Source organism: Pedobacter sp. B4-66, assembly GCF_018492665.1.
Lineage (GTDB): Bacteria > Bacteroidota > Bacteroidia > Sphingobacteriales > Sphingobacteriaceae > Pedobacter.
In genome coordinates this window covers 75354-96210 of sequence record NZ_JAFVME010000009.1, presented here as the reverse complement: position 1 = coordinate 96210, position 20857 = coordinate 75354, and the positions used below count along the sequence as shown (strand labels likewise).

Here is a 20857-nt window from a genome sequence, read left to right as displayed (position 1 = left end):
GACGGGATACCTTACTTCAATTCCTTAGCCAGTAAATTGTCAATGCTTGCCAGCGAATCATAAGCCCTAACGCCGATCATCCCGCTTGTAAATTCTGCATCTGTTACAGCAAACAACGGCTTAGCTGATCCATTAAAGTATACTTTAATTTCGCTGCCCCTGGCCTCTATTTTAACCTTATACGACTTTCCAATCTCTAATTTTTCCTGTTGAGATGCAAGCGGTACCCATTTCTGATCAGATGATTTACCCAATTGTATTACTCCTGTTTCAGCATCGATGCCTAAGTAATAACCTTTGTACATATCTGCACCAAGAACAGCATCTGTAACTCTAAAAGCCAATCCCGCATTACCTTTTGAGTTTAACTGTACTGTAGCCTCATAACTCAAATCTTTAAACATGGTACTGCTTGCCATAGCTTTTGAGCCATGTATTCCATAACCCCACGAACCTTTATTGGATGCGGCATGGATTGCTCCGTCTTTAATGAACCAGCTGCCTCCATACAATAACCAATCTTTAACAGTCGCATTGTCAAAATTCTCTTTAAACAACTTACCCGCACTTTCAGGAGTACCAATTACAGGGAAGTTACTTACCCTGATGTTCTCACTTCCAAAAGGAGTAAGGGTTATTTCTTCCGTTTGTTCTGTTGATACTACCGGGCTTCTTGGTACTTCAAAAGCATGCATTTTATTATAAGCCAAAGTCCACGAAGGTATTTTTTTAGCAGAAACCTTTAACTTAACAGGCGTAGTCGCTTGTATAAAAGGATTTTCAGGCATTGCAGTATTTTGCACTTTTATAGATTTCGTAAGGTTATTGCGATCTATCACCAATCCATAATTCCATGGGGAGGCCGATGATACCTCATAGTCAAAAAAGCCCTCTACAGGATGTTTTTTACGGATGCTGTATTTCGCATCCATCTGCAAACCATAAACCAGTGGCCCGCGCTCTACAGTTACCGACTTGTTCACCTGATCTGATACTTTTACCTCCATTGGGAAATTAAGTACAACCTCATCATTGGTGTTCCATGTTCTGTTGATGGTGTAAATCTGACCAGTTTTAACGCCTGATAATGATTTCCCATTGACAGCTATCTGCGGGTTTTTACACCATTCCGGTATCCTTAGTTTCAAAGGAAAAGCAGCAGTTTTTGATAAACCTATTTTAATTCTGATGGCTTCTTCAAACGGATAATTAGTTACCACATTAAGTTTAACTGGAACTGCATCAGCTACAAAAGCATTTACTTCAACCGGTGCATAAGCAATTACGGCTAAACCTTTATCAGGAGTTGCTACCCAGCTGTTTTTCACAAAATAAGGCCATCCCATGTGCATGTTGTACCTGCAACATCCCATACCCGAGTACGGACTCAACAGTAAACCACCATCATAATCCTCGTCGAAACCAGAGTTACCATGTTTACATACAATCTGGTTTGGTTGCGTATAATATAAATGAGATTTAATGTCTCTGCTAAACTGTGCAGGGAGCGTATTAAATGCAATTTTCTCCAATCTATCTCCAATCTCAGCATCATGAATTATTCTTGCTGTGGTTTCCAAACTTTGCATCCATTCTACAACAGTACACGTTTCAGTTCCCTGAAATGAACTTCTGCCAGCCAAAAACTCAGTACCCGATGCAATGCCCGATGACTGACCATGGTCTCTCATTAAATTACCAATTCCTTTTTCGGTGGCGTCTCTGTAAAACGGAGTATTGTTAAGTTGGGAGTAGATTGCCGGAAGTTTAAGCGCCTGACCAACACTCACGCTGTGTTTGGTATGAAAATCATCCCCATAGTGATAAAACTGATTCTTCGTGTAGATATCAGCCCATGGATAAGCCTGCGATTTTAACTTTTCTGCTAACGTTAAAAGAGATTTTTCACCCGTTCTGTTGTATAACCATAACACCAATTCTATATTGTCACCAGTTCTTGATTTGCTCCATTCTGTTAATGGTTTTTTATCCAGATTCTCTAGCTGATACTTAAAATATTTAGCAAAAAAGCCAATTACCCGCTCATCACCGGTAGCCTCATAATAGCTTTGTATAGCATACATCATTGGCATTCTTGGCCACCAATCGTTCATTTTTGCAGGGCCAAAGGCTCCGTTTGCCTGCTGATGCTCTAATGTCCAGTTAATCCACTTCTGAGATTTTGCCTTTAAATCAGGATTATCCAATGTATAGGCCAGCACAATAAGTCCTTTTACATAATAAGGAACACGTTCCCAGCCTTCGCCATTGCCGCCTAACCAATCAGATTCAGCACCAAGATTCGATGCTTCCGGATAAAGCTCCTCAGCATGACCTGTTGCTCCATCTTTTTGCAATTCCAACTGTTTCAATAACCAGCCCTTGGCTTTTATACTACCAAGGGGAAGCTGAATATACGTATCCGCAGTTAGTGGTGCGCGGTTGTACACATATGCTTTACCGGGACTATTTTGAGCAAAGAGCAATGATGGAATCGAAGCAAATGCTAAGATTATTGATTTCTTAACGTTCATATTTATAAATGGCTTTGTGTGTTTAAAGAACAAGTTTATTATAAAATAATAACTGTTTCAGCTCTTATTGATAAATTGATACAATCTGAAGAATTTTTGAAACGAATGGTCGAGTGCTATTAGTGAATGTTAATATTACTTAATGAATGGATAAGAATTTGAGATTCTGCAGATAAGAATGCGCTTTATTTGTTATTGAATTTAGTTGATCTCTAAAAATGAAAAAATACTTATTTGTTGGCCTTACCATTTTTACTTTCTTTTTTGCCCCCTATAATCTCATTGCCCAAATCACCGAAAGGCCTCGTCCGGAAGAATGGAAACAGCTGGTTAAAGGCGCACGTTTTATAGATCGTATATTACCTATGCCAAAAGGAAAGCTAAGTAGCGATACCTGGGGTGCTAAAAATGTATTGCCACGGTATGTAGATAATGGTATTGAAGATAGAACAAGGTCTTATTGGGGGGGAAAGATCCTTCTGGGAGATGATAAACTGTATCACCTTTATGTGTGTGGCTGGCTCGAAAGTTCTCCAAAAGGTCATGCAGAGTGGCCTAATTCTATTGTTTACCATACAGTAAGCAATAATTCAATTGGCCCATTTGTTATAAAAGATACTATAGGTCACGGACATAATCCTGAAGGATTTCGCCTTAAGGATGGTAGGTATGTAATTTACATTATTGATAGCTATTATATTTCAAATGGTTTAAATGGCCCCTGGGAGTTAAAGAAGTTTGATTTTGAAAATAGAGATCGTCCAATTATAGAAGGCTTATCTAATTTAACCTTTGCCCAAAGGGAAGATGGCTCTTATCTAATGGTGTGCAGAGGAGGAGGAGCATGGATCAGCAAAACTGGTATTTCATCTTACAATCAAATTACCGATAGGAGGGTGTACCCTAATGTAAAGGGCGAATTCGAAGATCCGGTGATCTGGCGAGATCAGGTTCAGTATCACTTAATTGTTAATGATTGGCTTGGCAGAATAGCCTTTTATCAACGCTCAAAGGATGGCCTAAATTGGGTTACTGATCCCGGAGAGGCTTACACACCAGGAGTTGCAGTGCATGAAGACGGACGAGTGGAAGACTGGTATAAATTCGAAAGGATTAAAATATTTCAAGATAAGTTCGGAAGAGCTATTCAGGCAAACTTTGCAGTCATAGATACTTCAAAAGCAGATGATAAAGCAAATGACCGTCATAGTTCAAAAAATATAGGTGTTCCATTGAACCCCGGAGTCTTATTAACCATGCTTAACAAGGAGTTGCCAACTGCAAAAAACAAGGTTATCCGGGTTAAAATTACAGCAGAAAATGGATTTAATCCGCAAACAGATATCGACATTAAATCCTTGCGTTTCGGCGCATCATCGGAAGTTAATTTTGGTAAAGGCAGTAAGGTTCTGAGTGTTGAGAAATCAAATAAGGATTTAATAGTGAACTTTGATGCCAAGGGTAATGGAATAACAAAAGACGAATTTGCACCAAAGCTAATCGGCAAGTATTCTTCGGGTAAATTACTTTATGGATACACCCGTGTACCATGGTTAAACTATAATGAGGCAATTCTTTCTGCACGTAAACCAATATTCAGTGCAAACGCCAATAACAAAACGGCCTTAAAAATACCAGTAGAGAACTTTGGTCAGGTTGCATCAAAACAAAGTTCCTTAACAGTTACCTGCCTTATTGGTAATGAGCAGAAAAGTTTAGGCAGTGTAGTGGTTCCGGTATTGCAGCCATACGGTAAAACTGATGTTAATGTACTTACAGATTATAACTTTGAAAAAGGAAAAGAGTATGCATTTTCTGTAACAGTAAGTACCAATAACACAAAAGTTTCTTTATTCGAGTTTAAAGTAATCCCATTTAAATAGCTTCTAAAAGTGTATTTCAATGGTTTTAAGCCAGTGATTTCAAATAATTTGTGAATTAGTTTGGAAATGTAAATACTATATTTACATTTGTACTGTACTACATATGTATTACAGTATTACTTACTCACAAAACTATGATCGAATTAACAAATCTTAGTTTCGGATACAGAAAAAAAGCACTGCTGTTTTGGAATCTGAACCTTAATCTGGAGACTGGCCATATCTACGGCCTGTTAGGGAAAAATGGAGCTGGTAAATCAACCTTACTTAAAAATATTGCAGGTTTAGTATTCCCAACTGAGGGTACCTGCAAGGTTAATGGTTTAAGTGCGGCCAAACGACTTCCTTCTTTTTTACAGGAATTGTTTTTTATTCCGGAAGAGATGGAGTTGCCCTCGCTTTCAGGCAGAGAGTTTGTTCGTCGCACTGCTCATTTTTATCCAAAATTTGATCATTCACTATTCGATAAATTGCTTGCGGAGTTTGATGTTAATGCCGATGATAATTTAAACCAGCTGTCCTTTGGACAGCAGAAAAAGGTAATGATAACTTTTGGCTTGGCCACCAATACCTCATTGCTGATAATGGACGAGCCTACAAACGGGCTTGATATTCCTTCGAAAGTCCAGTTCAGAAGAATCATGGCTTCTTCAATTACAGAAGATCGCTGTATGATCATATCTACCCATCAGGTTAGAGATCTGGACAGTCTGATTGATACCTTACTTGTCCTTCACAAAAAAGAAATTGTACTGAATAAGAGCCTGGATGATATTGGCGACCGCTTACTTTTCAGTACTTCAGGTAATGCCAATAAGGAGGGAATATTATATACTGCACCTAATGCTATCGGTAATAATACCATTAGTATCAACAATCAACAACATAATAATAAGGTTGATATGGAGCTGCTCTTTAATGCAATAATTGATGATCACACTGCTGTAATTGAGTCTTTAAAATAACCGCTATCATGAACGAAACTTTCAACTTTAACCGCTTTCTTAACTTGTTCAAGAAACACACCGCCGAGCAATATAAAACGTATTTAATGTCAACAGGCGTATTAATTGGGGTATTAATTCTAATTCTGGGTTTTATAAGTTACAGTACCAAGGGGCATATGGGGCCTGTTATACAGGCCGCTATGTTTATAAATTTTCTGTTTTTTTCAGGGACTATTTTTACCAGCCTGATCTTTACTGATCTGGGCGATAGAAAGAAATCTATCTCCACTTTAGCACTTCCGGCTTCTCATTTCGAAAAATATCTGGTGGCATGGATTTATTCTTTTGTAATATTCCAGTTGGTTTTTTTGGGTTGTTTTTATGCTATTGATTACTTGGTGATCACGATTTCGAATGCAAATTCGTCAGATAAAATGGAAGTTATAAACGTATTTTCTACTGATAGGAAAGTCTGGGTGTCATTTTTAATTTTCGCTATTTTACATTCCATATGTTTTTTTGGTGCTGTATTTTTTGAGAAGCTTCATTTTATAAAAACGGTATTTAGTTTTTTTATTTTTATAGCGATGCTGTGCCTTTTAAACCCGATTCTACTTCATGCTATATTTCAAGAAGAGATTAACAATGGCATTCCCTTTAACATGGTCGGGCTTATCATAAATAAAGAATATGTATATATTGAGCCAACACAAACAAGCTATATTATTGCAGTAATTATAGCTATTCTGATTTCGGTGATCCTTTGGGTAAGTACCTATTTCAGGCTAAAAGAAAAACAAGTGTAAGATGGAGTTTAGAGAGAATGAAGCGATATACATGCAGATTGCAGGTTATGTAACTGAAAATATCATGTTGGAGAAATGGTTGCCCGAGCAAAAACTGCCCTCAGTTCGTGAATTGGCTGCCGATCTGCAGGTTAACCCCCTTACCGTGGTGAGAGCATACGAATTTTTGCAAGGTAAAGAGGTGATTGCGAACAAACGAGGGATAGGTTTTTTTATCGCACCAGATGCGGTGTTGAAGGTGAAAAACTACAGCAAAGAGCGTTTTCTGGGGTTGGAACTTCCGGAGTTATTCAAAAGCATGTATCTGCTAGGTATTAGCGTAGAGGATATTGCAGAGCGATTTGAGATTTTTAAAGCACAAAACTACTAAACTAAATAAATTATGAAAACCAGCACAATGTTTATAATAGCAGCCGTGGTTGCCACATTTATTGGCCTTACAGCCTACAATTTTAGTCTTAAGGCATCCTTTTTAAAGGGGAATTATAAAAATCCGTATTATGGTTTAACGTTTAACGCCGTTAAAGATGTTAACGAAGTCGAACTTTTGTCGGCCAATAGAATTACCATCCGTATCCAGCAGGGTAAAACGGCAGGGCTATGGCTAAGAGATAGGCTCAAAGGAAATTTGGTATGGACAAAAAACGGAAACACCATAAAAATTGACCTGACAAAGGCTGCAAAAGACGACGGGTTTCAGATATGGGACAATGAATTGATTTTAATTATGCCAAATACGGTTAAGCTAACCAGTCGCGCTTACCATAAGGATAAAGAGGAAGAAAAAAGAGCAAACATTTCAGGTGGTATTAATATTTCAGGTTTCGAGCAAGATTCTATGCAATTGGATTTGGGAAAATACACCAGAACATTTTTAGAAAAATTGAAAGTAGGTAAACTAAATGCGCTGATCGGTAATAAGGAACAAGGCAATGCCAGTTTGGTACTCTCGTCGGCAAATCAAATCAATACGGCTGCTTTTGATATTCCCGGCTCAGGTAGTCTTGACTTAATGGACCCAAATATCACCAAAACACATTATACGATTTCAGATCAGGCAACGATTTCTTTAAATGGCAAAGCATTACAAGCTATTAAAGTCGACTAATTTTTTTATGAAATAAGAATATTACCCGAATCCGGAAATCATTTGATCATATTTTCTGATAATTTAATAAATTAACAGAAAATATTTTCAGTATGACAATTAGTAAAAAGCATATATTAGGTATGCTGGCCATTTCAGGAGTATTATTGGCCTATAAAAGCGATGAAATTGGATCAGTAAGCACTTCTGTAAAGTCTTTTGTAACTAAATATGCCGATACAATAGGTAAATACAAAGATTGGAAAGTTACCGGAGGTAGCCGCGAAAATATTAAGTACTCAAAGCTTAAACAGATCAATACCGGTAATGTAAGCCAGTTAAAGGTGGCTTGGGTATACCATTCGGAAAATAACGACAACACAAAATTCGGTTCAATTCAGTGCAATCCCATCATAGTTGATAAGGTAATGTACGGCGTATCGCCAAAGCTAAAGCTGTTTGCGGTTGAGGCTGCAACGGGTAAAGAAAAATGGCATTTCGATCCGGCTGATTCTACTGTAAATAAAACCTGGCACCGCAACAGTGTTAACATGAACAGGGGTGTGGCTTATTGGCAGGAAGGATCAGATAAGCGCATCATTTATACCGTAGGGCCTATTGCCTTTGCCATAAATGCCAATACCGGAAAATTAATCTCTAGTTTTGGTAAGGACGGAGGGGTAGACTTAAGAAAAGGCTTAGGCCGTGAAGAGAGCAAGGTTTTTATTGCGCCAACCTCTCCGGTAATGATTTATAAAAACCTGTTCTTTTTAAGCGGTTATGTGGGCGAGGAAACCCCAGGGTACATCCGTGCATTTGATGTAAAAACTGGAAAGCAAAAATGGGTGTTTCATACCATTCCAATGCCCGGAGAACCTGGCTACGAAACCTGGGAAGATAAAACTGCCTACAAAAGAATGGGGTCAACCAATAGCTGGTCGGGATTTAGTCTTGATGAAAAAAGAGGCCTTTTGTTTGCCGGAACAGGTAACCCAAGCAATGATTTTTATGGGGGCGACCGTTTAGGGAAAGGACTTTATGCCAATTGCGTATTGGCTATAGATGCGGCTACAGGAAAATTAAAGTGGCATTTTCAAACTGTACACCACGATGTATGGGATATGGATATTTCTAGTCCGCCAATTCTTACAACTATAACCCGTCAGGGGAAAAAGATTGATGCTGTAGCGCAAACCACTAAAACAGGACTCATTTTTGTTTTCGAACGTGCCACAGGTAAACCGCTTTTCCCTATTGTAGAAAGGAAAGTGGCTACCAGTACACCAATTATTGGCGAGAAACTTTGGCCAACGCAACCATTTCCGGTGTTGCCTAAACCCTTTGCAAGACAAATATTAACAGAAAACGACCTGAATACTTTGGTGAGCGATTCATCGCAACAAGAGATTAAAAAGCGTTTTAAAACCTATCGCTCGCAAGGAATATATACCCCACCAACTAAGGAAGGAACCATCATTTTTCCAGGGTACGATGGCGGAGGAGAATGGGGAGGACCGGCCTTTGATCCTGAATCCAATATCCTGTATGTAAATGCCAACGAAATGGCCTGGGTATTAAACCTTGTAGAAAATGAACCTGCAAAAACTACTGCACAAACAAATTTAGAAGCTGGGGCAGGGTTGTATAATAAGCATTGCATGGTTTGCCATGGCCCAGAACGTTTAGGCGCAGGAGATTATCCATCAATAGTTGGTGTAGACAAGAAATATAACCTTACTCAGTTTACGGAGTTACTATCCACCGGAAGACGAATGATGCCTGGATTTAATCACCTCAGCAAAGCAGAAAAAAACGCAATTGCATCCTTTATTCTTGATCTTAAATCTGAACAGGCAAAACCATATACAGGGCCATCAGAAACCAAAACTACAAAAGCACCTAAGCCTTCATATGGTTCTACAGGTTACAATAAGTTCCTTACCAAGGAAGGTTATCCGGCAATAAGTCCGCCTTGGGGTACTTTAAATGCCGTTAACCTGAATACCGGAAAGTATGAGTGGAAGGTTCCTTTTGGTGAATTTGAGGAGCTGAAAAAGAAAGGGGTCCCAACCACGGGTCGCGAGAATTATGGCGGGCCTGTAGTTACTGCTGGCGGATTGATATTTATTGGTGCAACAGCCGATGGTAAATTCAGGGCTATAGATAAAAAAACAGGCAAAATACTTTTCGAAACTGATTTGCCTGCTCCGGGTGTAGCAACACCGGCTGTATATTCAGTTGATGGAAAGCAATACGTTGTTATTGCTTGTGGTGGATCTAAATGGGGTGGTAAATCAAGTGATGCTTACGTCGCATTTTCGCTATGATATGGCTTCTTAATTGTGTTTATTGATGACAGGATCCATATCTCCCTAGTAGATGATAATTGGATTAGTATAGTAATTGAATGCGTCGGCTTGAACTATTTACTTTTTTAATCGTACAAATCAATATAAGTTCCCACTTTTGTTGAGATTTTGAGTGTCACTCAAATTGTAATTGAATTAATACTATAAATATTGAAACAAGTTAGCGAAAAACCTGAAGAGCAGAAGCTCAAAAGAGGTTTGCAAAACAGACATATTCAGTTAATCGCCCTTGGCGGAGCCATCGGAACAGGATTGTTTTTAGGCATTGGACCAGCTGCAGTATTGGCCGGACCCTCTGTAATTTTAGGCTATGCAGTGGCCGGTATTATTGCCTTTTTTATTATGCGACAGTTGGGTGAAATGGTGGTAGAAGAACCTGTTTCAGGTAGCTTTAGCCACTTCGCTTATAAATACTGGGGCTCTTTTGCAGGTTTTGCCTCAGGCTGGAATTACTGGGTGTTGTATATCCTGGTAAGTATGTCGGAGTTAACTGCCATTGGTATTTATGTGCACTTTTGGTGGCCTGAAATACCGCTATGGTCATCGAGCTTATTCTTTTTTATAGTTATTAATGCTTTAAACCTAACTTCTGTTAAAGTATATGGAGAGGTAGAGTTTTGGTTTTCCATAATAAAGGTGGTAGCCATTATAGCCATGATCATTTTTGGTGTTTATTTATTGGTTAGCGGAAGCGGAGGTGAGCAGGCGAGCGTACAAAATCTATGGAATGATGGCGGCTTTTTTGCAAAAGGTTTGTTTAGTGAAGATGGTAAAGGTGGATTTCAGGGACTATTTGCCGCTATTGCATTAATTATGTTTTCGTTTGGTGGATTAGAGTTAATTGGGATAACCGCAGCAGAAGCAGAGCAACCTGAAAAGACGATTCCAAAAGCAACCAATCAGGTGATTTACCGTATCCTGATTTTCTATGTAGGAGCACTTGTGATCCTGTTCTCATTATCGCCATGGAAAAACATTACTACTGATAGCAGTCCTTTTGTAATGGTGTTTGAGAGTTTAAAAGGTTTTCAGTTTATGTTGCTGGGAAAGACTATTTATTTTACAAGCATCATTGCTAATATGCTTAATGTGATTGTTTTAACAGCTGCTTTGTCTGTTTATAATAGTTGTGTTTACAGCAATAGCAGGATGTTGTTTGGATTGGCCGAACAAGGAAATGCGCCTTCTTTTTTATCGAAGCTGAATAAAAACTCTGTACCTATAAATGCAATTTTAATATCTAGCTTATTTGCTGCAATATGTATCATAGTTAACAAGCTAATGCCCGAAAAGGCTTTGGAAATTTTGATGTCGTTAGTAGTATCATCACTCATTATCAATTGGCTGATGATTAGTATCACGCATTTGAAATTTAGAAGAAGTAAAGACGCAGATCGGGTTAAAACCAAGTTTCCTTCTTTTATTTATCCATTATCTAATTACATCTGTCTCGTGTTTCTGATAGGTATTTTGGTGATCATGTGGATAACGGGAATGAAGATGTCAGTAGAGTTGATTCCTGGTTGGATAATACTGCTGTATGTTTGCTACTTATTGGTTAAGAGGAAGAAAGAAAAACAGATTTAAAACATTACAATTTTACACACATTGCACACATTTCCTGATATTTGATACAAAACAAGCCTTTAAATTGGGTATTTTTTTTGGATAATGTGTATCAGTTGAGTTTGTGGGTATAATTAACTTAGTGTATAATCTATATATGCACTATGCTATTTAACTCTTTTGCCTTTGCAGTATTTTTGCCTGTTGTTTTTATTTTATATTGGCTTGTAGCTAGAGGTAATTTAAGATTTCAGAATATATTACTACTGGTATCGAGCTATTTTTTCTATGCTTGTTGGGATTATAGGTTCTTGTTTCTCCTGATATTCTCTACACTATTAGATTACTTTAGTGGAATTAAAATTGAAGCGGCTAAGACGAAAGGAGCAAAAAAGTTCTGGCTGTGGCTAAGTATAGGTGTTAATCTTGGCTTTCTGAGTGCGTTTAAATACTTTAACTTTTTTGCGGCATCTTTTGCAGAGATGATGGGAGGTATGGGGCTGAAGATGGATATGTGGACTTTAAAAATAATTCTGCCTGTCGGTATTTCTTTCTATACTTTTCATGGTTTATCCTATGTGATAGATATTTATAAGGATAGAATTAAACCTGAACGTGATTTTATCAATTATTCTGTTTTTGTGAGCTTCTTCCCTTTACTGGTTGCAGGGCCAATAGAAAGGGCTAGGCATCTTTTACCGCAGATTATTAAAAAGAGAGCGTTTAATTACACAAAGGCTATTGATGGCTTAAGACAGATTTTATGGGGTTTATTTAAAAAGATAGTAATCGCAGATAGCTGTGCCGAAGTAGTTAATCAGATTTTTAACAATCCGGGCGAACAATCAGGAAGTACACTTGCATTGGGTGCAGTTCTCTTTGCATTTCAAATTTATGGCGATTTCTCTGGATATTCTGATATCGCTTTAGGAACAGCGCGTCTCTTTGGAATAGAGCTGCTTAGGAATTTTGCATTCCCTTATTTCTCAAGAGACATTGCCGAATTTTGGCGTAGGTGGCATATTTCACTCTCCTCCTGGTTTAAAGATTATCTTTACATCCCATTGGGTGGGAGTAAAGGAAGTACATGGAAAAAGGTAAGGAATGTATTCATCATATTTATAGTAAGTGGTTTTTGGCACGGTGCAAACTGGACATTTATCATCTGGGGATTGCTGAATGCCTTATATATATTGCCTTCGGTTTTAATAAAAACCAATAGAAACAACCTCGGAATAGTTGCTAAAGGAAGGTTACTGCCAACGATTAGGGAGTTCGGTTTAATTTGTATGACTTTTGGACTTACGGTTATTGCATGGATATTCTTTAGATCAAAAAGTGTTGGGGCTGCATTGAACTATGTGTCGGGAATATTTTCTGAGTCCTTGTTTACTGTGCCGTCAATATTGCCGCTGATAACATTATTTTTAATTACAGTATTTGTGGTAATAGAATGGATTGGCCGGGAAGATCAGTATGCATTGCAGAATTTTGGATTTAAATGGGCCAGACCTGTTCGGTGGTCTTTCTACTTTGCTAATGTTTGGATGATCTTGTTTTTTAGTGGCAATCAACATGAGTTTATTTACTTTCAGTTTTAGCAATGAAAAAGTTTCTATCTCAATCCGCTGTTTTTGTTCTGGTAACTGTTATACTGATAACGGCATCAACCTATATAACTGCCTTTCTTATTCAGAAGAAAAATGGAGTAATTCATTCTCTTCCGGTACATAAAACTTATATCATCATTGGCAACTCGAGGCCGGCTTTGGCATTTAACGACAGTTTGATTAATAATGTTTATAATTTTTCGAGCATTGCTGAAAGCTATTTTTATACTTATTTAAAAGCAGAACAGTTGATAAAGGCTAACAAACATATTGATGGTGTATTTTTAGAGTATAATATGGAGGATATAGGGCATAAAAGAGATGACTGGACTTGGGGGAAAGGCATGATGCAGAACAATAATATCAAATATTCTTATGCAATGCACTCTTACAATTATAAAGTTTTGCTGGAGAAAAATCCGGGCGATTTATTGGCGGTATATTCTGGTCAGATCTTTTTTAGGCAACTAAAAAATGTAATGCTTCTGGATAGTGCTGCTCTTAGAAGTTTCTATGGCGGTTACTTTTTTGATGAGAGCAGTGTTATGAATAGTACAATGAACAAGATTTCAGTAAATCAGAAATATGATCTCAAAAATATTTCTTCATTTCAGAAAGGGCAATTGCTGCGGCTTTTGGATTTATTTAGAAATAATAATATTAAGGTGTATTTGATAAGAAGTCCACTCCATTTTACCAATGGGAAACAATTTAGCCCTGAAACATTAATTGGCTATCTAGGTGAGAGAAATAAAGATCTTGAATACCTTGATTTTAATGATTACCCTGCTAAGACAGATGAATTTAGAGATCCCGCTCACTTAAATAGTAGGGGCTCAAGGAAATTTTCGATATTCTTTAATCAATTGCTAAATGATGGGTTGCTTCTCAAAAAGAATAAAGCCCAGGTAGTTCGTAATGAACTTAGTCGTATTCAGTAAGAACAGGCTGCTCTTTGAAGATGTTTTTTCTATTAGAAGGTTATACACAAGCACTAAAAAGAAAAGCGGAGTTAAGTCCTAAGACTTAACCCCGCCATCTAAATTAACGCTCTCGTATATATAAACGAAGAAATGGAGAAATAGTTTAATCGACCCCCTTGTTTTTTTTATGTATGACAATAAGATGATATTGTGTGAAATCTCTTATACACCTTTATTGGGTTTGTAGTTTGGATTACCTTAAATGTATTAGTGTTTGAAAGGAAAGTTGGCGACCAGAACGTTTAGATTGGTAAACAACAAATATTGCGGTAGCGCAGAGTCCAATTACTCCAGCCAAACAAACGGCTAGTCTTGGGCCGAAAGCTTGTGCTGTCCACCCGATAAGTAAGCTACCAATAGGGATCATGCCTTGATAAGCCATAATGTAGTAACTGATAGCTCTGGCCCTCATTTCGGGAATGGTATGAGTTTGGATGTAGGTGTTAATGGCAGATGTTTGTGCCATCATACCTACGCCACCAAAGGCCATGAATACAAGAGCCAATGATAAAATGCCTGAATAAGCCAATAAAATTAAGCTAACTCCGAATATGGTACTGGCGATTATTATAATACTTTTTAGTGGTTTTGCTGATCTTAAGTTGGCTAAATACATAGCGCTGATAACCGAACCGAGGCCGGCAGCACTTTCAAACCAGCTAAAGGTTCCTGCATCTCCATGAAAGAGGTCTTTAGCGAAAATGGGCATTAAGGTATTAAAAGGGATTACAAAGAGACTACTAATTCCTATCATTAAGATCATACTGCTCAGTTCTCTGTCGCCCGATACATACTTAAATCCTTCTTCCAGTTCTAGCCAAATACTTTTTTCTGATCTTTCGACAACACCTAGGTTTAGTTTCATTAAGAACAAACAGACAAGGACTGGTATGTAGCTTAAGAAGTTCCCGATGAAACAGAAGTCTTCGCCAAAGGTGCTTAAGATTACTCCTGCAATTGCAGGCCCAACAATACGCGCAAGGTTTGCCATAGTTGAGTTTAGCGCAATTGCATTGGGCAGGTCTTCTTTTTGGTCAACCATTTCTACCATTAGCGATTGTCGACAGGTTACATCAAACGCATTGATAATCCCCTGTACCAGACTTAGAAAGATGATAGCTGGGATGTTGTAAAACTTGAAAAAGATAATTGCTGCAAGGGCGCCTGCCTGCATCATGGAAATGACCTGGGTAATGACAAGGATTTTATAACGGTTATGTCTGTCAATTAAACTTCCTGCGTATGGTGATAAAATTAGTGAGGGGATTAGACTGGCAAAGGCTACTAAGCCGAGTAAAAGTGCAGAGCCTGTTAGTCTGTAAACCAACCAGCTTACCGCAGTTTTTTGCATCCATGTTCCTATTAACGAGATGCTTTGTCCATAAAAGAAAAGTTTGAAATTGCGGTATTTTAAAGATCTAAATATATTCATGGTAATAGATGTCTTTGAAGACATTGCAAATTTCGGAATAACTTATTGAGTTGTAAAATTGATTGTTTTAATGATATTGATTAGTTTTAACGATTGATTATGGAGCTAAGACAACTCAGTTATTTTGTAAAAGCAGCTGAACATCTTCATTTTACTGAAGCTGCGGCTGAATCGTTTGTAACCCAATCGACCTTATCTCAACAGATAAAGCAATTGGAGAAGGAACTGGGGATGTTGTTGTTTGACAGGGTAGGCAAACATGTTCGACTTACGGAGGCTGGAGGCATTTTTCTGATTCATGCCAGACAAATATTGCTGGATGTGCAAAAATCAAAGGCAGCGATATCTGAGTTGAATAATCTGGCAATTGGCGAGCTTAAGATTGGTGTTACTTACGCTTTTAGTTCTATGGTATTGCCTGCATTGGCTCCGTTTTCGTCAAAGTACCCGGGGATTAAAATATTTCTGGAATACGGTACACCTGAGTCGCTAGAGATTAAATTAAAGGCCGCAGAGCTTGATATTATTCTTTCCTTTCATGAGGAATCTGATAATCAGGGTTTGGAGATGCAACCTTTGTTTTCTTCTAAAATTGTGATGGTGGTTTCGCGTAAGCATCAATTGGCATCTTTAAAAAAAATATCGGTAGCAGAGCTTGGTGCTTTGGAGCTTATTTTGCCCGGCAAAGGCTTTAGTTCAAGAGACTATGTGAACGAGTTGTTCGGTAAACGTAAGATCACTCCGAAGATTAAAATTGAAATGAATGAGGTAAACTCTTTGCTGACTTTGGTAGAGAATACATCGTGGGTTACCATCTTAAATGAGAAGGCGATTATTAGTTGGGATAGCCTTATAGCCATTCCAATTGCAGGAAAGGAACGCTACAAAAGGGCATTTATTTTACGCCAAAAAGGCATTTATCAAAAGAAAGCCGCCAATCTGTTTATAGAGGAACTGAGTAAGATACTCTGGTAATTTTGATACGCATTGCTGAAATATTGAGACGCATTCCTTATTTAATCAAATTCATATTGCCTTTCTTTGTTTATAACCATTTATAAATTAAGAATATGTGTAAACGATTAATAATAGTTGTACTCATTTATTTGTGCAATGTAAACTTTGCTTCAGCTCAGGTTTCTCAGGTGAACACTCAGAAGTTTGACCGCAAGTCGGGAGTAACAGCAACATATAGCCAAAGCATCCTGAAAATAACCTGGCCTGCCGGAAATAATAATTACGGACAGGTTGATCTTAACATGGAACAGGGTAAGCCATTGTTTAGTCGCCTTTTGATGGGTGTGGCCAAAAAAGCCAAGTTGATTTCAACAGATCTTGATCCTGCTTTTCTGCTTACTATCGGCAAAAGGGATTTGATTTCGCAAAATGGCTGGAACATATTCTTTGATAAGGTTCCTCAAAAGAAATACAAAACCTATAATGTAGAATTGGAAAAATCTGCTGCGACGGTAAAAACGATAGGCAGCAGAACGGTAGTGACCATTTCCTCTTTAAAAGCAGATCGTTTTTCCGGGAACCTTGAAATAACTTTTTACAACGGTAGTCCGTTGTTTAATATCGCTGCGGTTATTTCAACTAAAATAGATTCGACGGCAATTGTGTATGATGCGGGTTTAATAAATAGATCAGCCAGTTGGAAAAATATATCATGGATAAATACGGGAGATAGTTTACAAACTGTAACTGCAATTGATTCTGATGCTTCAAAAAATATAGCGGTAAAATACAGAACTATAGTCGCCAAAGGAAAAGACGGGGTGTTGGCAATATTTCCGGCGCCTCATCAGTATTTCTATCCTTTGGATGAAGCCTTTAACTTGAAATTTACTTGGTTTGGAAATAACTACAGGAAAATGACGAATGGGTATGGCATTGGGATTCGTCAGGATTTAGAGGGCGATAGGAGGTTTGTCCCTTGGTTTAATGCGCCTCCTGAGAGTAAACAACGCCTAAATTTCTTCTGTCTGCTTAATGCAGAGAACGAAAGTGCTGCTTTTACTGAAGTAAAGAAGTTTACACATAACGATAGCTATGTTAAGTTACCAGGTTATAAAACGATGTCGAGTCATTTTCATAATGAGTTTATTATGAGTGTAGTGTTAGCAAATAAACCAATTCCGGAGGTGCCTGATTTTGTTAAGGTATTTAAGAAAACAGGTATAGATATTGTACATCTTGCAGAGTTTCATTACACTGCACATCCAAAAGGACCGGATGAAACAAGGCTAAAAGAATTGCATGCACTTTTTGAACAGTGTAAACGACTTTCTGATAATAAACTTCTTTTGTTACCTGGCGAAGAGCCCAATGAGTTTTTTGGTGGCCATTGGTTGGCACTTTTCCCTAAGCCTGTTTATTGGATCATGTCGCGCAAAAAGGAGGTTCCTTATACTGAAAACCACCCTCAGTATGGTAAGATTTATCATATTGGCGATAAAGACGACATGTTGAAACTGCTAGAAGAAGAAAAAGGATTGGCCTGGACAGCTCATGCACGCACAAAGGGATCAGTTAATGCACCTGATGTGTATAAAGAGGAGGCATTTTTTAAATCTCCTCATTTTATGGGAGCAGCCTGGAAGGCAATGCCAGCTGATTTATCTGAGCCAAGACTTGGCAAACGGGTTTTGGATCTGATGGACGATATGAATAATTGGAATTTGAAAAAGACTGTGATTACTGAAGCTGATCTTTTTACCATAACACCGGAAAATGAGATGTATGCGCATTTAAATGTGAACTACTTAATGATGGATTCATTACCTCAGTTTAATAAGGGCTGGCAACCTGTGTTGGATGTAATGCAGCAAGGTAAGTTTTTTGCAAGTACAGGAGAAGTTTTAATGCCGGAACTCACCATGAACGGTAAGCGTTCTGGTGAGACAATTGCACTTGATAAATCAGGTTTTGCAAATGTTAAGGTTAAGCTAAACTGGACTTTTCCAATGAATTTTGTAGAGATCATATCGGGTGATGGTAATAAGGTCTATAGAGAAAAGATAGATCTTACCAAAACACAGGCCTTTGGATCTCAGTTGTTGCATTTTAAAACTAAGCTTAGCAACAGAACATGGGCAAGGGTAGAAGCCTGGGATATAGCAGCAAATGGCGCTTTTAGTCAATCTTTTTATATTAAACATTAACCAAATAACAACACAAACAAACATGAAACGTTTATTTCTTTCTTTAGGCCTGGCTGCTACTATGTTTAGTGCTTCCGCTCAGCAACGTAAAGCGCCTGCCTATCCACTAATTACACACGACCCTTATTTCAGTATCTGGTCGTTTTCTGACGACCTTAATGCATCGCCAACAAAACACTGGACAGGCACTAACCATGCTTTATCTGGCTTTGTTAAAGTTGATGGTAGGGTTTACAGTTTCTTAGGGAAACCTGAAAAAAGCTTCGAAACGCTAGTTCCTACTGCCGAAGATAAAAGCTACACTGCAAAATATACTGAAACAGCACCAGTTGCAGGTTGGGAAAAAGCTATTTATAACGATGAAGATTGGAAAACCGGAAGTGCCCCATTTGGTGATGGTGATGCCAAAACTCAATGGAAAAGCAATAACCTTTGGATGCGTCGTGAGTTTAACCTGGATCAAATTGACCTTAAAGGCATAAACTTAAGAATCAATCATGATGATAACATCGACTTGTTTATAAACGGGGTTAAATTGTACAACTGTAACTGTTGGACTGGTAAATATGTTTATATCCCAATTGATGAGAAGATAAAAGGTGTATTGAAAAAAGGCAAGAATGTTATCGCTGCGCACATTAAAAATACAGCTGGCGGTCAATGGTTAGATGTTGGTTTGGCTTACGAAAAACCAGCAGCGGCATTGAAATCTGTACTTATAGCTAAACAAAATAGTGTGACTATAAATGCTACGCAAACTATTTATAAGTTTAGTGCCGGTAAAGTAGATATGGAGGTTGCTTTTACATCGCCATTACTTATGGATAATCTTGATTTGTTAGCAAGACCAGTTTCTTATGTGTCATTTAAGCTTAAAGCGAATGATGGTCAAAAGCATGATGCACAAGTTTATTTTGGTGCGTCAACTGATATTGCTACTAACAATTCTGCTCAGGAAGTTCAGGCATCTATTTACAAAAATGGGTCGCTTTCTGTACTTAAAGCTGGTACAACGGCACAACCTGTATTGAAAAAACGAGGTGATGATGTCCGTATTGATTGGGGTTATATGTATGTTGCTGTTCCTCAAAATAACGGCAAACAGTATGTTACTTCATCAGCTGATGCTGTTTCATCTTTTGTAAACGGGAAATCAGGTTCTTCTTCGGCGCAAGGTAAAAGCTTAACATTGGCTACAGTATTGCCCTTTAGTGTTGGTACTACTGCAACTGAAAAAACAGTATTGGTTGGTTATGATGACATTGAATCTGTTCAATACTTTGGTGAAAACTTAAAGCCTTGGTGGAATCGTAAAAATAACCAGACAATAGATAAGCAACTTACACTTGCAAACAATGAATATGCTGCTGTATTGCAAAAATGTGAGGCGTTTAACAAACAGTATTATGCTGCAAACTTAAAATCGGGTGGTAAAGAGTATGCAAATCTTTCGGATATTTCTTATCGTCAGGCTATCTCAGCTCATAAATTAGTAGAAAGTCCGCAAGGTGATATATTATTCCTTTCTAAAGAGAACTTTAGTAACGGTTCTATCAACACTGTAGATGTAACTTACCCTTCTGCGCCATTGTTTTTAGTGTACAATCCTGATTTATTAAAAGGAATGTTAAACGGAATTTTCTATTACAGCGAAAGCGGAAAATGGAAAAAACCTTTCCCCGCACACGATTTGGGTACATATCCTTTAGCTAACGGACAAACTTATGGTGAGGACATGCCGGTTGAAGAAGCTGGTAACATGATTATCCTTACTGCCGCGATTGCTAAGGCCGAAGGTAATGCAGAATACGCTAAAAAACATTGGAAAACACTTGCTATCTGGGCCGATTACTTAAGCAAAGATGGATTTGATCCTGCAAATCAGTTGTGTACTGATGATTTTGCTGGTCACCTTGCTCGTAACACCAATTTATCTGTAAAAGCAATTGTGGCCCTAGGTGGTTACGGAATGCTTGCAGCGCAATTAGGAGATAAAGAAGAAGCTGAGAAGTATACGCCAATGGCTAAAGAAATGGCGAAAAAATGGATGACAATGGCAGATGCAGGAGATCACTATGCCTTAACATTTGACTTAAAGAATACCTGGAGCCAAAAGTACAATTTGGTATGGGATAAGGTATTAGATCTTGATATATTCCCTAAATCAGTTTATAAAAAGGAGATTGACTTTTATTTGAAAAAACAAAATGAGTTTGGTTTGCCATTAGACAGCCGCAGAACCTACACGAAATCTGACTGGATTATGTGGACTGCGACCTTAACTGATAATCAGGCTGATTTTGAGACGTTTATTAAACCAATCCATAAGTTCTCTTTAGAATCAACAAGCAGAGTGCCTTTAAGCGACTGGCATGAAACTACAGATGGTAAGCAGGTAGGTTTTCAGGCACGTAGCGTTGTTGGTGGCTATGCTATCAAATTATTGAATGATAAATTACATAGTAAATAAGCCGAT

At 38.1% G+C, this 20857-nt stretch carries 14 protein-coding genes; 12 read left to right on the top strand and 2 right to left on the bottom strand.

The genetic code is table 11. The annotated features are described in order from the left end of the window. Positions 1 to 11 precede the first annotated feature (11 nt). Entirely contained in the window at positions 12 to 2534 is a 2523-nt protein-coding gene (locus J1905_RS15405) for a beta-L-arabinofuranosidase domain-containing protein (RefSeq protein ID WP_214228197.1), read from the bottom strand. 218 nt (positions 2535 to 2752) lie between these two features. Between J1905_RS15405 and J1905_RS15400 the strand changes: the two genes are divergently transcribed. From J1905_RS15400 to J1905_RS15360, 9 genes are all read left to right on the top strand, one after another. Next, positions 2753 to 4417, top strand: coding sequence for a glycoside hydrolase family protein (locus tag J1905_RS15400; protein WP_250318112.1), 1665 nt, complete (start codon positions 2753 to 2755; stop codon positions 4415 to 4417). A gap of 134 nt (positions 4418 to 4551) precedes the next feature. Beyond that, positions 4552 to 5382 carry an ABC transporter ATP-binding protein gene (locus J1905_RS15395; protein WP_214228196.1) on the top strand — a complete coding sequence of 277 codons (831 nt, stop codon included), beginning with the start codon at positions 4552 to 4554 and terminating at the stop codon, positions 5380 to 5382. A gap of 8 nt (positions 5383 to 5390) precedes the next feature. Further along, the gene (locus tag J1905_RS15390) at positions 5391 to 6170 is read left to right on the top strand and encodes a hypothetical protein (RefSeq protein WP_214228195.1); all 780 of its coding nucleotides are present in this window, start codon (positions 5391 to 5393) and stop codon (positions 6168 to 6170) included. A 1-nt stretch (position 6171) separates the two neighbouring features. Further along, complete coding sequence (locus J1905_RS15385) at positions 6172 to 6540, top strand: GntR family transcriptional regulator (RefSeq protein WP_214228193.1); 369 nt, start codon at positions 6172 to 6174, stop codon at positions 6538 to 6540. A 12-nt stretch (positions 6541 to 6552) separates the two neighbouring features. Then, positions 6553 to 7278, top strand: a complete 726-nt coding sequence (locus J1905_RS15380; protein WP_214228192.1) for a hypothetical protein — start codon at positions 6553 to 6555, stop codon at positions 7276 to 7278. A gap of 92 nt (positions 7279 to 7370) precedes the next feature. Beyond that, positions 7371 to 9584 carry an outer membrane protein assembly factor BamB family protein gene (locus J1905_RS15375; protein ID WP_214228190.1) on the top strand — a complete coding sequence of 738 codons (2214 nt, stop codon included), beginning with the start codon at positions 7371 to 7373 and terminating at the stop codon, positions 9582 to 9584. A gap of 192 nt (positions 9585 to 9776) precedes the next feature. Further along, positions 9777 to 11213, top strand: a complete 1437-nt coding sequence (locus J1905_RS15370; RefSeq protein WP_250318111.1) for an amino acid permease — start codon at positions 9777 to 9779, stop codon at positions 11211 to 11213. A 143-nt stretch (positions 11214 to 11356) separates the two neighbouring features. Beyond that, complete coding sequence (locus J1905_RS15365) at positions 11357 to 12793, top strand: MBOAT family O-acyltransferase (RefSeq protein WP_214228188.1); 1437 nt, start codon at positions 11357 to 11359, stop codon at positions 12791 to 12793. Positions 12794 to 12795: 2 nt separating this feature from the next. Then, positions 12796 to 13743 carry a hypothetical protein gene (locus tag J1905_RS15360; RefSeq protein ID WP_214228187.1) on the top strand — a complete coding sequence of 316 codons (948 nt, stop codon included), beginning with the start codon at positions 12796 to 12798 and terminating at the stop codon, positions 13741 to 13743. Positions 13744 to 13978: 235 nt separating this feature from the next. Here the strand turns inward: J1905_RS15360 and J1905_RS15355 are convergent, their stop codons facing one another. Beyond that, a complete protein-coding gene (locus J1905_RS15355) occupies positions 13979 to 15217 on the bottom strand; it encodes an MFS transporter (protein ID WP_214228186.1) in 1239 nt (412 codons plus the stop codon). A gap of 99 nt (positions 15218 to 15316) precedes the next feature. Here J1905_RS15355 and J1905_RS15350 point away from each other — a divergent pair, with 99 nt between their 5' ends. The 3 genes from J1905_RS15350 to J1905_RS15340 all read left to right on the top strand — a co-directional run bounded on the left by J1905_RS15350 (position 15317) and on the right by J1905_RS15340 (position 20851). Beyond that, positions 15317 to 16192, top strand: coding sequence for a LysR substrate-binding domain-containing protein (locus J1905_RS15350; RefSeq protein WP_214228184.1), 876 nt, complete (start codon positions 15317 to 15319; stop codon positions 16190 to 16192). A 95-nt stretch (positions 16193 to 16287) separates the two neighbouring features. Further along, entirely contained in the window at positions 16288 to 18381 is a 2094-nt protein-coding gene (locus tag J1905_RS15345; RefSeq protein ID WP_214228182.1) for a CehA/McbA family metallohydrolase domain-containing protein, read from the top strand. Positions 18382 to 18403: 22 nt separating this feature from the next. Further along, entirely contained in the window at positions 18404 to 20851 is a 2448-nt protein-coding gene (locus tag J1905_RS15340; RefSeq protein WP_214228181.1) for a glutaminase family protein, read from the top strand. The last annotated feature ends 6 nt before the right edge of the window (positions 20852 to 20857 follow it).